This window comes from Enterobacter sp. UNJFSC 003 (assembly GCF_036903355.1).
Classification (GTDB): Bacteria; Pseudomonadota; Gammaproteobacteria; order Enterobacterales; family Enterobacteriaceae; genus Enterobacter.
This window is the reverse complement of the sequence record NZ_JBAKHK010000002.1, coordinates 23,481-36,105: the sequence shown is the minus strand read 5'-3', so window position 1 is coordinate 36,105 and position 12,625 is coordinate 23,481. Positions and strand designations below refer to the sequence as shown.

Annotated in this window: 16 protein-coding genes and 2 pseudogenes; 10 read left to right on the top strand and 8 right to left on the bottom strand. The window is 55.6% G+C overall.

Annotation, left to right across the window (positions count from 1 at the left end; genetic code table 11):
* Position 1: 1 nt before the first annotated feature.
* The gene (locus V5P19_RS06180; RefSeq protein ID WP_334401242.1) at positions 2-199 is read right to left on the bottom strand and encodes a hypothetical protein; all 198 of its coding nucleotides are present in this window, start codon (positions 197-199) and stop codon (positions 2-4) included.
* 258 nt (positions 200-457) lie between these two features.
* Between V5P19_RS06180 and V5P19_RS06175 the strand changes: the two genes are divergently transcribed.
* The 8 genes from V5P19_RS06175 to V5P19_RS06140 are packed head-to-tail and all read left to right on the top strand — an operon-like array spanning position 458 to position 6,335.
* Positions 458-892, top strand: a complete 435-nt coding sequence (locus tag V5P19_RS06175; RefSeq protein ID WP_334401239.1) for a nuclear transport factor 2 family protein — start codon at positions 458-460, stop codon at positions 890-892.
* A complete protein-coding gene (locus tag V5P19_RS06170) occupies positions 889-1,608 on the top strand; it encodes an SDR family NAD(P)-dependent oxidoreductase (protein ID WP_334401237.1) in 720 nt (239 codons plus the stop codon). Before V5P19_RS06175 ends, V5P19_RS06170 begins: the two co-directional genes overlap by 4 nt.
* Entirely contained in the window at positions 1,605-2,873 is a 1,269-nt protein-coding gene (locus tag V5P19_RS06165) for an FAD-dependent oxidoreductase (protein WP_334401235.1), read from the top strand. The genes V5P19_RS06170 and V5P19_RS06165 overlap by 4 nt, the downstream gene beginning before the upstream one ends.
* A complete protein-coding gene (locus V5P19_RS06160; RefSeq protein ID WP_334401232.1) occupies positions 2,866-3,588 on the top strand; it encodes a DUF1365 domain-containing protein in 723 nt (240 codons plus the stop codon). The genes V5P19_RS06165 and V5P19_RS06160 overlap by 8 nt, the downstream gene beginning before the upstream one ends.
* Positions 3,585-4,805 (top strand): cyclopropane-fatty-acyl-phospholipid synthase family protein, encoded by a 1,221-nt coding sequence (locus tag V5P19_RS06155; RefSeq protein WP_334401230.1) that lies wholly within the window; start codon positions 3,585-3,587, stop codon positions 4,803-4,805. Before V5P19_RS06160 ends, V5P19_RS06155 begins: the two co-directional genes overlap by 4 nt.
* Entirely contained in the window at positions 4,802-5,287 is a 486-nt protein-coding gene (locus V5P19_RS06150) for a DUF2878 domain-containing protein (RefSeq protein WP_334401228.1), read from the top strand. The genes V5P19_RS06155 and V5P19_RS06150 overlap by 4 nt, the downstream gene beginning before the upstream one ends.
* A complete protein-coding gene (locus V5P19_RS06145) occupies positions 5,284-5,811 on the top strand; it encodes a hypothetical protein (RefSeq protein WP_334401226.1) in 528 nt (175 codons plus the stop codon). The genes V5P19_RS06150 and V5P19_RS06145 overlap by 4 nt, the downstream gene beginning before the upstream one ends.
* Positions 5,808-6,335, top strand: a complete 528-nt coding sequence (locus tag V5P19_RS06140; protein WP_334401224.1) for a DUF3833 domain-containing protein — start codon at positions 5,808-5,810, stop codon at positions 6,333-6,335. The genes V5P19_RS06145 and V5P19_RS06140 overlap by 4 nt, the downstream gene beginning before the upstream one ends.
* A gap of 2 nt (positions 6,336-6,337) precedes the next feature.
* Here the strand turns inward: V5P19_RS06140 and V5P19_RS06135 are convergent, their stop codons facing one another.
* Both V5P19_RS06135 and V5P19_RS06130 read right to left on the bottom strand, forming a co-directional pair.
* Positions 6,338-6,796 carry a DMT family transporter gene (locus V5P19_RS06135; RefSeq protein WP_334401221.1) on the bottom strand — a complete coding sequence of 153 codons (459 nt, stop codon included), beginning with the start codon at positions 6,794-6,796 and terminating at the stop codon, positions 6,338-6,340.
* Positions 6,797-6,800: 4 nt separating this feature from the next.
* On the bottom strand, positions 6,801-7,235 hold the full coding sequence (locus tag V5P19_RS06130) for a DMT family transporter (protein ID WP_334401219.1): 435 nt from the start codon (positions 7,233-7,235) through the stop codon (positions 6,801-6,803).
* 99 nt (positions 7,236-7,334) lie between these two features.
* On the opposite strand from V5P19_RS06130, the gene V5P19_RS06125 reads away from it, so the two are divergent.
* Positions 7,335-8,267, top strand: coding sequence for a LysR family transcriptional regulator (locus V5P19_RS06125; RefSeq protein ID WP_334401217.1), 933 nt, complete (start codon positions 7,335-7,337; stop codon positions 8,265-8,267).
* 12 nt (positions 8,268-8,279) lie between these two features.
* Here V5P19_RS06125 and V5P19_RS06120 read toward each other — a convergent pair whose 3' ends face one another.
* The 4 genes and pseudogenes from V5P19_RS06120 to V5P19_RS06105 all read right to left on the bottom strand — a co-directional run.
* The gene (locus tag V5P19_RS06120; RefSeq protein ID WP_334401215.1) at positions 8,280-9,308 is read right to left on the bottom strand and encodes a methionine synthase; all 1,029 of its coding nucleotides are present in this window, start codon (positions 9,306-9,308) and stop codon (positions 8,280-8,282) included.
* 23 nt (positions 9,309-9,331) lie between these two features.
* Entirely contained in the window at positions 9,332-10,306 is a 975-nt protein-coding gene (locus V5P19_RS06115) for a DUF1852 domain-containing protein (RefSeq protein ID WP_334401213.1), read from the bottom strand.
* Between the two features lie 179 nt (positions 10,307-10,485).
* Positions 10,486-10,934 (bottom strand): annotated as a pseudogene (locus tag V5P19_RS06110) (Hcp family type VI secretion system effector).
* Positions 10,933-11,043: pseudogene (locus V5P19_RS06105) on the bottom strand (DUF2778 domain-containing protein); the annotation flags it as partial. The pseudogenes V5P19_RS06110 and V5P19_RS06105, both read right to left, overlap by 2 nt.
* 269 nt (positions 11,044-11,312) lie before the next feature.
* Here V5P19_RS06105 and V5P19_RS06100 point away from each other — a divergent pair.
* Positions 11,313-11,852 (top strand): DUF2058 domain-containing protein, encoded by a 540-nt coding sequence (locus tag V5P19_RS06100; protein WP_334401211.1) that lies wholly within the window; start codon positions 11,313-11,315, stop codon positions 11,850-11,852.
* Between the two features lie 7 nt (positions 11,853-11,859).
* Here the strand turns inward: V5P19_RS06100 and V5P19_RS06095 are convergent, their stop codons facing one another.
* Complete coding sequence (locus V5P19_RS06095) at positions 11,860-12,546, bottom strand: RluA family pseudouridine synthase (RefSeq protein ID WP_334401209.1); 687 nt, start codon at positions 12,544-12,546, stop codon at positions 11,860-11,862.
* Positions 12,547-12,625: the final 79 nt, after the last annotated feature.

Genomic DNA, 12,625 nt, shown 5'->3' with positions numbered 1-12,625 from the left:
ATCAGGCCCTCTTTAACGTATTAACATGGCGCAGGAAATCCTGGCGAACCTCGTTGCTCTTGTAGTTAACCGAGGCATTCCCATCCTGGTCGATAATAATACGATCCCCATCCTCTACGGCTTCGACGATCTCCTGCTGACTCATCACCTGCAGTAACGACTCAGGACTGGAAAAGAGTGACATCACTATGCGTCTCATGGTGCGGCATCCTTATGAATAAAAAGGATAAGCCTGGAAGAAAGAGGGCGTATTTGCCTTAAGGTAAAACTGAAAAGCAAAATACTGTGGGCGGCGAAATTTGAATCCCCCTAAAAAAGCGTGCTGAATGATAACTTTAATTCATTGAAAAATAATGATTATTAAAAATATCCTTGTGTAAACTTGGACAAATAACGTTACTTGTGTAAGTTTTAATTATGCGCTTACGCCACGTTGTTTACAGCCAGGATGTGACCCATGAGTACGTTGCCTTCCGTCATTTGTCGGTTTGTTGATTACTACGACACGCTGGATGCCCAGCCGCCGTCTGCGCTGGCCGCGCTTTATCATCCTGATGCCACGCTTATCGATCCTTTTGGCGAGCACCACGGGCTCTTTGCGCTCCAGCGTTATTTCACCCATCTGCTGGCGAATATCGAAAACTGCCGCTTTACCACCGATTCCCCCTTCGTGAGCGAACGCCGTTTTGCTGTGACCTGGGTTATGCACTGGTCGCATCCGCGCATCGCAGGGGGGGCCCCGCTGGAGCTGCCGGGCTGTAGCGTGGCGGATATCGAAAACGATCTGATTGTCCGCCAGCGCGACTACTACGATGCCGGAGAGATGATCTACGAACACCTTCCCGTGCTCGGCTGGGCGGTTCGTGGCGTTAAGCGGAGGGTGAAATCATGATGACGGTGCTGATCACCGGCGCAAGCTCCGGCATTGGAGCCGGGCTGGCTAAATCCTACGCCAAAGAGGGGCACCATGTGATCGCCTGCGGGCGCGATCCTGCGCGTCTCGAAGCGCTGCATCAGCAGTATCCCACCATCACGGTTCGCCTGTTCGACATGACAGACAGGGGCGCCAGTCGCCTGGCGCTGGCGGACTGCTATGCCGATCTGGTCATTCTCTGTGCCGGGACCTGCGAATATCTCGAACGCGGCGAGGTGGATGCCGCCCTGGTGGAGCGGGTCATGATGACCAATTTTCTGGGACCGGTGAACTGCATTGCCGCGCTGCAGCCGCAGCTTGCGTCGGGCAATCGCGTGGTGCTGGTCAGTTCTATGGCGCACTGGCTGCCGTTCCCACGGGCGGAGGGGTACGGCGCGTCCAAGGCTGCACTGAGCTGGTTTGCCGAGAGCCTTCGTCTTGACTGGGAGCCGAAAGGGGTTGCCGTCACGGTCGTCTCACCCGGTTTTGTCGATACGCCGCTGACGCGCAAAAATGATTTTTCAATGCCGGGCAGGGTGAGCGTTGACGAGGCCGTGCGGGCGATTCGCGCGGGGCTGGCGAAAGGAAAAAACCATATCGCTTTTCCGGCCGGATTTGGTCTGGCGATGCGGTTGCTCTCCGCTTTGCCCGCGTGTCTTCAGCGCCCGCTGCTGCGCAGGATGGTGCGTTCATGAAAATCGCCATTATCGGTAGCGGTATCTCCGGGTTAACCTGCGCCTGGCGGCTTGCCGGACATCATCAGGTTACCCTGTTCGAAGCCGGAGCCACGCCGGGCGGTCATACCGCGACGGTTGACGTGGCCACGCCGCAAGGCACCTACGCCATCGACACCGGGTTTATTGTCTATAACGATCGCACCTATCCGCGCTTTATGGGCCTGCTCAGCGAATTAGGCATCAGCGGGCAGAAAACGCAGATGAGTTTCTCGGTGCACAACCCACAGAGCGGACTGGAATATAACGGACATACCCTGATGTCGCTCTTTGCCCAGCGTCGAAATCTGGTGAATCCGACGTTTTGGCGGCTCCTCAGGGAGATAGTCCGTTTCAACCGGCTGGCGAAGCAGGCCCTGGCCGGTGAGGTCGACCCGCGCGACACGCTGCAATCGTTCCTGGAACGGCACCGCTTCACGCCCTATTTTGCGCGTCACTACATCCTGCCAATGGGGGCCGCCATCTGGTCTTCGTCACTGCAGGAGATGAAGCGTTTTCCGCTGCCGCTCTTTCTACGCTTCTTTGAACATCACGGCCTGCTGGATATCACGCATCGTCCGCAGTGGTACGTGGTGCCTGGCGGCTCGCGGGAGTACATCCGCGCCATGCTGGCGGCGCTTGGCAATCGTCTTACGCTGCACCTTAACGCGCCGGTTCAGCAGGTTATTCGTCATGAGCGCGGCGTGAATATTCAGCTCAAGAACGCCAGCCATACGTTCGATCAGGTAATTTTTGCTTGCCACTCCGCGGAGGCGCTCGCCATGCTGGACGCGCCAACGGACGCTGAACGCGATGTCCTGGGCGATATCGGCTGGCAGCGCAATGAGGTGGTTCTGCACAGTGACCGGCGCTGGCTCCCCGTGCGCGAGCGCGCCTGGGCGAGCTGGAACTACCGCCTCAGTGAGCGAGAACAGGCCAGCGCATGCGTTACCTACAACATGAATATTTTGCAGGGGCTACCGCCAGAAAGCCCGCTGTTCTGCGTCACCCTCAATCCGGAAACGCCGGTGGATGACCGTTTCGTCCTGAAGCGCTTCGTCTACGAGCATCCGCTTTTTAACCCCAAAAGCTGGCGCGCTCAGGCGCGGCGCGGCGAGATTAATGGGCAAAACCGGAGCTGGTATTGCGGAGCCTACTGGTATAACGGTTTTCATGAGGATGGCGTACGCAGCGCCCTTGACGTCGTGAAGGGATTGGCGCTCGGGGAGGGTAACGGCCATGAATAGCTGCCTTTATCACGGCGTACTGCGCCACCGCCGTCTTCAGCCTAAAGCACACCGCTTCACATACAGCGTCTTTATGGCATGGCTTGATTTGGATGAGCTGGATGCGATCGCGTCTGTGGGCGTACGCCGCAATCGCTTCGCCGCGGCCGCGTTCTATGACGCGGATTATCCGCTGGGTACGCCGCTCAAGGAAAACGTGCTCAGCCGTCTTGAGAACCTGACCGGCGAGCGTCCGGCCGGGAAGGTCATGCTCCTGACGCAGTTACGCTATTTCGGGTTTCATTTTAATCCGGTCAATTTTTACTACTGCTATGACCTGGAGGATACGCTGCGCTGGGTCCTCGCCGAGGTGCGCAATACTCCCTGGAACGAACGTCATTACTATGCGGTGGAGGGCCGGAACGCGCGCCCCGTTCAGAAAGCATTCCACGTTTCGCCCTTTAATCCGATGGATATGGTCTATCACTGGCGCTTTAACAGCCCGGAGCAGACGCTGCACATGCATATAGAAAACCACCAGGCGGCGAAGGTGTTTGACGCCACGCTCGCGCTGCGCCGGGAGCCCCTTACGCGATCCGCGCTGCGGTCGCTAATGTTGCGCATCCCGCTGATGACGCTCAAAACCGTTTTCGCTATTTACTGGCAAGCGCTGAGGCTATGGCTGAAGCGCGTGCCGCTGCATAACCATCCTGTCAGCAGGAGTGAACGCTCATGACCGATCCCGTCTTTGCGCTAGAACCCGATATCCCGCGCAACGTCCGCATCGCACGCTGGTTGCTTTTCCGTCTGCTGAGCGGTATTCGGGGTGGCTCACTCACCGTGCGTGAGGGGGCTCAGACCTTTCAGTTTGGAGAGCCTGCCGCTGCGCTGCATGCTGAGGTGCAGATCCTGACGCCGGGCCTTTACTGGCGCGTCTTAACGGGCGGCAGCCTCGCGGCGGCCGAGGCCTGGATGGATGGTGAATGGGACACCTCCCAGCTTACGCCGCTTCTGCACATTCTTGCGCTCAACGCAGACGTGCTTGGCCGCCTGGAAAAAGGTTTTCGGTTGTTCGGGAAACCGCTGGCGCGGCTGCGCCACTGGTCGCGGCGTAACTCCCGCGAACAGGCGCGTGAAAATATTGCAGCGCACTATGACCTGGGCAACGCCTTTTACGCGCATTTCCTCGACCCGGAGCTGCTTTACTCCAGCGCGCTGTTTACCGCCGAGGATCAGGATCTCACTGCGGCTCAGCAGGCTAAAATGGCGCGCCTGTGCGAACAGCTGTCGCTCAAGGCAAGCGATCATCTGCTGGAAATTGGCACCGGCTGGGGCGCGATGGCGGAATACGCTGCCCGTCATTATGGTTGCCGCGTCACCACCACCACGCTGTCGCAAGAACAGTACATCTGGGCGAAAGCGCGAATTGCCCGCGCCGGGCTGGCGGATCGGGTCGAGGTACTGCTCTGCGACTACCGCGACCTTACCGGTGAATACGACAAGCTGGTCTCTATTGAAATGATTGAAGCCGTGGGGCAGCGCTATCTGCCCACGTTTTTCCGCACCTGTCAGGCGCGTCTGCGCCCAGGGGGACGCATGGCAATTCAGGCCATCACCATTCAGGATCAGCGCTATCGTGATTACAGCAAGAGCGTCGATTTTATACAGCGCTACATTTTCCCCGGCGGATTTTTGCCCAGTATCACCGCGATGAATGAACTCATGACGCGTCATACCGATTTCGTGGTCAGAAATCTCTTTGATATGGGGCCAGACTACGCCCGCACGCTGTCGCAGTGGCGACAGCGTTTTGTCCATGCCTGGCAGGAGATTGAAACGCTAGGCTTCGATGAACGCTTTCGCCGGATGTGGCTGTACTACTTTGGCTACTGCGAAGCCGGGTTTAACGCCCGCACCATCAGCGTGGTGCAGCTTACCGCCGAGCGCGTATGAAGCATTACGTGCAGGTTTTCATCATGGCTATCGCGTTCGATCTCTACTGGACGCTGGTGGTGCTGTTTCGTGAGAGGGGGCTGATTATCTGGCTCGGGCTGGCGATAGTGGCGTGCCTGATGCTGTCGCCTGCACGTCGCGTGTCTGCCCTTTTGCTGGCGGCGGCGGGCAGTGTGCTCGACGCGCTGTGGGCCCTGACGGGGCTTATTGCCTTTACCGGGGAGTCACTGATGCCGCTGTGGATGGTGGCGCTGTGGCTGATGTTCGCCACCGTCTGGACACACCTGACCACCATCAGCACCTTGCCGGGCTGGGCGCTCACGCTGCTGGCCACGCTCGGCGGCCCGGTGGCGTATCTTATCGGCGAGCGGCTGGGGGCGATCGTTTTTCTGGAGCCGACCTTTATCGTCGTCTCCTGGCTGGCACCCGGCTGGCTGGTATTGATGCTGTTTTTCCACCTGCTGTTGGGGAGGCAACAATGAGAAACGCGTTACTGTGTATCGCCTGGCTCATGACGATGGCGCCGGGTGTACAGGCTGCCGACTGGCTCAGCTGGCGCAAGGTGGGGGATGCGACGCTCACCTGGGGGCCGTTCACCGTTTACTCTTCACAGCTGCGCACGCCGGACGGTCGTTATGCGGGGCCTGGTGAGGATCAGGCCCTGATCATCACCTATGCCCGCGATATCGACAAGGACGAACTGGTCGAAGCGACCCGTAATCAGTGGCAGGCACAGGGCATCCTGCAGCAAGAGCCGCAGAGCAACGCCTGGCTACGCATGTTGCAATCGCTCTGGCCTGACGTAGGGCCGGGAACGCAGCTGGCCTTTGTGCTTAACGACGGGCAGGGGCAGTTCTGGTATCGCGCGTCGGCTGCACAAAAACGTTTTATCCCTCTGGGGCCACGCCAGCCAGAAGCGTTCAGCTTGCGCTTTCTGGGCATCTGGCTCGATCCCCGCACGCAATATCCTGAACTGCGTCAGCAGCTGATCGGAGGTTCAAAATGAAACGTATCCTGATAATGGCGTTTGTCCTGACGATGCTGCTGGCAGGCTGTAGCACCGACGTCGCAGAGTACCGTGAGCAGCAGCCGAAGCTGGACATTTTTACCTGGTTTCAGGGCAACACTGAAGCATGGGGCATGGTTCAGGATCGCAGCGGTAAGCAGATTCGTCGGTTCCACGTGGTCATTGCCGGGGACGTTATTGGCGATACGCTGACGCTCAATGAACGTTTCGTTTACGACGACGGCGAGAAGCAACAGCGCGTGTGGCACATCCGCCGCGTCGGTGCCGATCGCTATGAGGGCACGGCAGGTGACATTGACGGCGTGGCTAAGGGGCAGGCGGCGGGTAATGCCTTTAACTGGCAGTACAGCATGAACGTTAAGGCCAGCGGCAACACCTGGCTACTGCACTTCGATGACTGGATGTACCTGCAGGATGAAATGCATCTGTTCAACAAAACGGAGATGAAGAAATTCGGCGTCACCGTCGCCACGGTGACGCTGTTCTTTACCCGTAAGCCCTGAATTTATTCGCGGGCGGCTTGCGGTTTACTGCTGGAATAGATGAAGACCAACGCAATGCCCAGGCAGACGACGGCGGCTAACCGACTCATTGAGAACGGAATAGCGTTGTTGCCCAGCCAGCCAAAGTTATCGATGAGCATGCTCATGGCCAGCTGGCCCAGGATAACAGCCACGGTGGCGACGGCAGTCCCGATACGCTGTACCGCGAGCACCATAATGACGATATAGGGCACGCCACACAGCGCCCCCAGCAACTGCCATTTTGGCACATCCAGCAGGCTGACCGCCTGTTTTGGCTCAAAAAAGAAAATGAGCAGGGCGGTCACCAGTGCACCAACGGAAAAGGTCAGAAAAGCGCTTTTGAACACGCCCACGCGGCTGCCCAACTGCCCATTAATCGCGGCCTGAATGCTCAGCGTCGCACCGCCCAGCACCGCCAGAATTATCATAATTACGGTCATATCGTTATCCCTGTGCAACCAACACCAGCGCGGCAATGATGAACGCCAGCGCGATGAGGCGTTTCGTGTTGATCTTCCGGTGAGGCGTTCCCAGCAGACCATAGTGGTCGATAATCAGGCTCTTAAAGACCTGACCGGCCAGAATGCCGATCATCGTCATGGCGATACCAATCACCGGCGCGGCAATCGTAAGAATGATGACATACACCGGGCCGAGCACGCCGCCGAGCAGCTGCCATGCCGGCTGCGCGAAAAATGACGGGCTGTTGCGCGGGCTGAAAAACAGCATCAGCAGGAACGTGAGTGCGGCCCCCACGCTGAAGATGCTGAACGTTGCCCACAGATCCCCAACTTCGCCACCCAGCGGACCCAGCAGGCCTGCCTCTATGGACAGCCCCATGCCGCCGGCAATCACCAGTAAAATTAAAATAAGCTGCATTGCACCTACTCTGTCGTTGTTGAGGCGACGAAGATTACGGCGTTAAAGCTTTGAGAAAAATGCCATAATGAAGGAAACACCTTTGCAGGATATGCATTAATGCACGACGCCGGAAACATCAGTATTCGATCGCTGCTGATCTTTATCGCGGTCTATGAATCGCAGAATTTTTCCGTGGTTGCGCGGCGGGAAGGTATCTCCGCATCGCAGGTTTCTCGGGTGATCCATCAGCTTGAAGACGCACTCGGCCAGCAGCTGTTCTATCGTAATACCCGGGCGATCATTCCGACGGAGAGCGGGCATCTGTTTGTGCGCTATGCGAGGGCGATGGCGGGAAATCTTGAGGATGCGCGACGCGAGCTTGATGAACGCGCGAGCGAGCCTTCGGGGACGATCCGCATGAATGCGCCGGTGTTTTTCGGCCAGAGGCATGTTGCGCCGGGCCTTCCCGGGCTGACGGCACGCTACCCGCGGCTGACTCTTGACCTGACGCTCACCGACGATTTTATCGATCCGCACAGGGACGCCGCCGACGTTATCTTTCGTATCGGCACGCTGACGGACTCGTCGTTTCACGCGCGCCCGTTTGGCCACCAGTTTTATTATCTGGCCGCATCGCCAGCCTATCTGCGAAAATTCGGCGCGCCCGAGGGGCCGGACGACTTAAGTCGCCACAGCTGTCTTGTCTACCGAGGATCTTCTGGCCCTAACCGCTGGCTGGTTCGCAGGCCGGGGGACGAGTGGGTCCATTATCCCGTTGCGCCGTTAATGACATCCAATAATGCAGAAACCTTGCTCATTGCGGCGCTGGGGGGAATGGGGATTGTGCTGTTTCCCGACTGGCTGGTGAGTGAGCGACTGAAAAGTGGCGAACTGATTGCGCTGATGCCGGAATTCGACTGTTCCATCAACACCGAACCCCAAACCATTGCGGCGATCTATCCCAACGCGCGGCATCCGCCCCTGAACGTCAGGGCGGTCATCGATTATTACGTTGCGCTATTCGGTACGCCGCTCTACTGGCAAACGTAAGCGGCATGGAGATTATCGGGTCAGTTCACGACGAATAATGTCAGCGCCCGCGCTCAATGCGTTCAGCTTGCCGTTAGCCACCTGACGAGACAGCGGCGCCATACCGCAGTTGGTGGAAGGGTAGAGCTTGTCAGCGTCAACAAACTGCAGGGCCTTACGCAGCGTATCGGCAACTTCCTCTGGCGTTTCAATGCCGTTCGTTGCGACATCAATCGCGCCGACCATCACTTTTTTCCCGCGGATCAGCTCCAGCAGATCCATCGGTACGCGAGAGTTGTGGCACTCTAGGGAGATGATGTCGATATTCGATGTCTGGAGCTTAGGGAAGGCTTCTTCATACTGACGCCACTCCGAGCCGAGGGTCTTTTTCCAGTCGGTATTGGCCTTAATGCCATACCCGTAACAAATGTGTACCGCGGTTTCGCATTTCAGCCCTTCCACGGCGCGTTCCAGCGCGGCAATTCCCCAGTCATTCACCTCATCGAAAAACACGTTAAAGGCAGGCTCGTCAAACTGGATGATATCCACCCCGGCCGCTTCCAGTTCCCGGGCTTCCTGGTTGAGGATTTTGGCGAATTCCCAGGCCAGCTTTTCACGGCTTTTATAGTGGGCGTCATACAGCGTATCGATCATCGTCATCGGCCCCGGCAGTGCCCATTTGATAGGCTTATCCGTGAGCTGACGCAGGTATTTTGCATCGTCAACGAACACCGGCTTTTGACGCGTCACGGCATCCACCACAGTGGGTACGCTCGCGTCATAGCGGTTGCGGATGCGCACCGTCTGGCGGTTCTCAAAATCAACGCCGCTCAGGTGTTCAATAAAGGTGGTCACGAAGTGCTGGCGCGTTTGTTCCCCGTCGCTGACGATATCAATCCCCGCGCGAAGCTGTTCGTCGAGGGAAAGACGCAGTGCATCCTGTTTCCCCGCGGCTAATTCCTGATCCTGTAACTTCCAGGGGGACCAGAGCGTTTCAGGCTGGGCCAGCCAGGTTGGCTTAGGCAGGCTGCCAGCCGTAGAAGTCGGGAGCAATGTTTTCATAATAAAAGACCTTTTTTGATGAATTAAAGCGTGTAGTTATCAGACCACTGCTCAAGAATATGTTTGTAGGGCTTAATGAAATACGTTTCTGTAAATCGACCCTGTTCAATCGCCAGGCGGCTTCTCTCTTCACGGTCATAAACAATTTTTGTTAATGAGTGATCCTGCTGGTTCAGATCCGGTCGATAGCACAGTCCCGCTGCCGAGTTAGCGTTATAAATCTCCGGACGATAAATTTTCTGGAACGTTTCCATCGTGCTGATGGTACCGATAAGTTCCAGATCGGTGTAATCACTCAGTAAATCCCCGGTAAAGAAGAACGCGAAAGGCGCCACGCTGTTCTCCGGCATGAAATAGCGCACGCTCAGGCCCATTTTCGCGAAATACTGTTCCGTTAAGGATTCACCCTCCGGTTGATACTCAATGCCCAGAATGGGGTGCTCGTTGCCCGTGCGGCGATAGGTATCCTTACTGGAGACGCTCAGACAGATCACCGGTGCTTTTCTGAAGTTCTCTTTGTATTCAGGTGACTTCACAAAGTGACGGAAAATATTGCCGTGCAGTTCGCCAAATTTTTCCGGAATGCTGAAGCGTTGCTGGTTCTTGTTGTGCTCCAGCAGCAGTACGCTGAAATCGTAATCCCGCACGTAAGAAGAGAAATTATTCCCGACGATACCTGGAATACGCTGGTTATTTTTTTTGTCGACAATATACGTTTGTAATATCTCAATGGCCGGGAATGATTTTTCCACGCCAATATTCAAATCGACTGAGATGATTTCAAGCTCAACCGCGTAGCGATCGGCGTTGGGGTTATCCCAGCGCGCTAGGGCGTTAAAACGGCTGTTGATCATCACCAGCGTATTGCGCAGGTTTTCCTGACGTTTTTCCCCACGCGCCAGGTTGGCAAAGTTGGTGGTTGTACGCGTATTTTCTGACGGGTTGTAATTCTCATCGAAGCAACTGCGCTTAAGGGTATATGTGAAAGCTTTGCTCATTGTGGTTATGCATCCTAAGTTCATGTTGCTAAGAAGTTACCAATGCATAATTTATGCCTGAGCCCGCGGCGCAGGGGAAGTGACTTAATTTCACTGCAACATGAGCGAACTTCATGAACAGTATTGCGCACAGGCTGGCGAGGGAAGTGAAAGAGTAAGGGGCATCACGCCCCTTAGCGTTATGCTGAAGGACGTTCGTTCCAGGCGTCACTGTGCATGATGTTCCCGTCGACGATGCGCCAGGTAATTTTTTCGTACTGCAGGCTTACGTTTTCAATATGGTTCATTTTATCGTTGGCAGCGATCTTCACGTTTGGCACGCTGCAGTTAACACCAGTAACCTTTACGTTCTCCATGAGTACGGTGTAATAACAGACCTTCTGTCCGGCATCATTAATATGATAGAACTTGATTTCAGCGCTTTTAAGCGCCTGACCGGTAGATGCTGCTTTGTAGAGATAGGGCGTGGAGCTATCAACTTCCTTTTCAATCCGCATGGATGAGTGTTGACGCGTGCCGGTGATCTTGCCGTTACGCTGTCTACCGGGAGGTTAATGCCATGGCTCAGCCCTATGATCTCAATGCTACCTTCACGGTCCTGAACATCAACGGAACCTTTAATATCCATTATTTCCGTAAATTCCCTGCCCGGAATGCGCCATAAACACGCCAACACCGTGCAGGTTAAAAGGCGCATAGTCAGCACCGTTAAGCAGCATTGTTCCTTTTAAGACCATATTTTCACCCACCCTTTTAATAATAAAAAGGCAGCCTACGCCTGTAGTGGGGACAGATATTGAACTCACATCATATTTATGATGTTGCTCATTTCTTATTAAGAAAATGACCTGACAATTTTTAATCACTCTTTAGGCGGTAACGTTAGTAAATGCTGAAGGAATAATGAACCAGACTCAGGCAACAAAACGCCATGCCTACTTCTCTGGCACACGCTCAGCAATTCCCGCTATAATCCCCAAAATTTCCAACCGGTTTAGAAACGATCATGACAAAACTCACCTTACAAGAGCAGATGCTGAAAGCGGGCCTGGTCAGCAGCAAAAAAGTGGCGAAAGTTCAGCGCACGGCAAAGAAATCACGCGTTCAGGCACGTGAAGCTCGGGAAGCGGTAGAAGAGAACAAAAAAGCGCAAATCGAGCGTGATAAGCAACTCAGCGAACAGCACAAACAGGCCGTGCTGGCGAAAGAGTTTAAGGCGCAGGTGAAACAGCTTATTGAGATGAACCGTATCACCGTTTCAAGAGGTAACATCACCTTTAACTTTACGGATGGCAACCTCATCAAGAAGTTAGAGGTGGATAAGCAGACGCAGGCCCAGCTGATCAACGGCCGTTTGGCCATTGCGCGCCTGGTGATTAACGCCAACGGCGACTGTGATTACGCTATTATCCCTGCCGTGGTGGCCGATAAAATTGCCCAGCGCGACGCGGAAAGCATCGTCTTAAACAGCGCCCTGAGTCAGGAAGAGCAGGATGAAGACGATCCGTATGCAGATTTCAAGATCCCTGACGATTTGATGTGGTAAGCCGCGTTCAAAACGACGCAGCGTGACGAGCGTTGATTGTTTTCCCGCTCACCGGATGAACAAAGTCCAGCGCGCTGGCATGCAGCATCAGCCGTGACGCGTTCTCCGCGCCCGGCATGTTAAGGCCGCCATACAAATCGCAGCCTAAAATAGGGTGACCCAACTGCTGGCAGTGAATGCGCAGCTGGTGGGTTCGCCCGGTTTCCGGCATCAGCGCTACCCGCGTCAACGCCAGCCCCGTATCCTGATAAAAGCGATCGACAACCCGGTAGCGAGAGCGGGCCGGTTTACCCGTGATGGCGCAAATCGACATCAGCGGAAAAAGCGCCGGATCTTTCGCTATCGGCGCATCAATGATCCCTTCGTCTTCCTCGACATGCCCGCAAAGCAGGGCGCTGTATCCCTTTTGCACGGCGCGCTGGCTGAACTGATGGCAAAGCGCGGCGTTAATCGCTTTATTGCGCGCAATCACCATCAGCCCGGACGTGCCAAAATCAAGGCGATGCACCAGCGTACAGCCGGGAAACGTCTGTACAAGACGGTAATGGACCGAATCGAGATTTTGCGGATTCTTGCCTGAAAGGCTCAGCAGACCGGAAGGCTTATCGATCAGCAGCAGATGTTCGTCCTGCCAGAGGATCTCAATGTCATCAAGACAGGGTGGGGCAATAAAATTATCGACAATGACTGACATCGGGCTGCCCGGCGGATGATTGGGAGCGGATGATAACGAATAACAGGGGAAAGAAAAACCCTCCCACCGGGCGGTGAGA

Coding starts and splice junctions, on each gene's coding strand:
- V5P19_RS06140 (WP_334401224.1), top strand. CDS start 5,808: ATGAAACGTATCCTGATAATGGCGTTTGTCCTGACGATGCTGCTGGCA.
- V5P19_RS06120 (WP_334401215.1), bottom strand. CDS start 9,308: ATGAAAACATTGCTCCCGACTTCTACGGCTGGCAGCCTGCCTAAGCCA.
- V5P19_RS06170 (WP_334401237.1), top strand. CDS start 889: ATGATGACGGTGCTGATCACCGGCGCAAGCTCCGGCATTGGAGCCGGG.
- V5P19_RS06150 (WP_334401228.1), top strand. CDS start 4,802: ATGAAGCATTACGTGCAGGTTTTCATCATGGCTATCGCGTTCGATCTC.
- V5P19_RS06180 (WP_334401242.1), bottom strand. CDS start 199: ATGAGACGCATAGTGATGTCACTCTTTTCCAGTCCTGAGTCGTTACTG.
- V5P19_RS06095 (WP_334401209.1), bottom strand. CDS start 12,546: ATGTCAGTCATTGTCGATAATTTTATTGCCCCACCCTGTCTTGATGAC.
- V5P19_RS06135 (WP_334401221.1), bottom strand. CDS start 6,796: ATGACCGTAATTATGATAATTCTGGCGGTGCTGGGCGGTGCGACGCTG.
- V5P19_RS06130 (WP_334401219.1), bottom strand. CDS start 7,235: ATGCAGCTTATTTTAATTTTACTGGTGATTGCCGGCGGCATGGGGCTG.
- V5P19_RS06100 (WP_334401211.1), top strand. CDS start 11,313: ATGACAAAACTCACCTTACAAGAGCAGATGCTGAAAGCGGGCCTGGTC.
- V5P19_RS06160 (WP_334401232.1), top strand. CDS start 2,866: ATGAATAGCTGCCTTTATCACGGCGTACTGCGCCACCGCCGTCTTCAG.
- V5P19_RS06175 (WP_334401239.1), top strand. CDS start 458: ATGAGTACGTTGCCTTCCGTCATTTGTCGGTTTGTTGATTACTACGAC.
- V5P19_RS06145 (WP_334401226.1), top strand. CDS start 5,284: ATGAGAAACGCGTTACTGTGTATCGCCTGGCTCATGACGATGGCGCCG.
- V5P19_RS06125 (WP_334401217.1), top strand. CDS start 7,335: ATGCACGACGCCGGAAACATCAGTATTCGATCGCTGCTGATCTTTATC.
- V5P19_RS06155 (WP_334401230.1), top strand. CDS start 3,585: ATGACCGATCCCGTCTTTGCGCTAGAACCCGATATCCCGCGCAACGTC.
- V5P19_RS06115 (WP_334401213.1), bottom strand. CDS start 10,306: ATGAGCAAAGCTTTCACATATACCCTTAAGCGCAGTTGCTTCGATGAG.
- V5P19_RS06165 (WP_334401235.1), top strand. CDS start 1,605: ATGAAAATCGCCATTATCGGTAGCGGTATCTCCGGGTTAACCTGCGCC.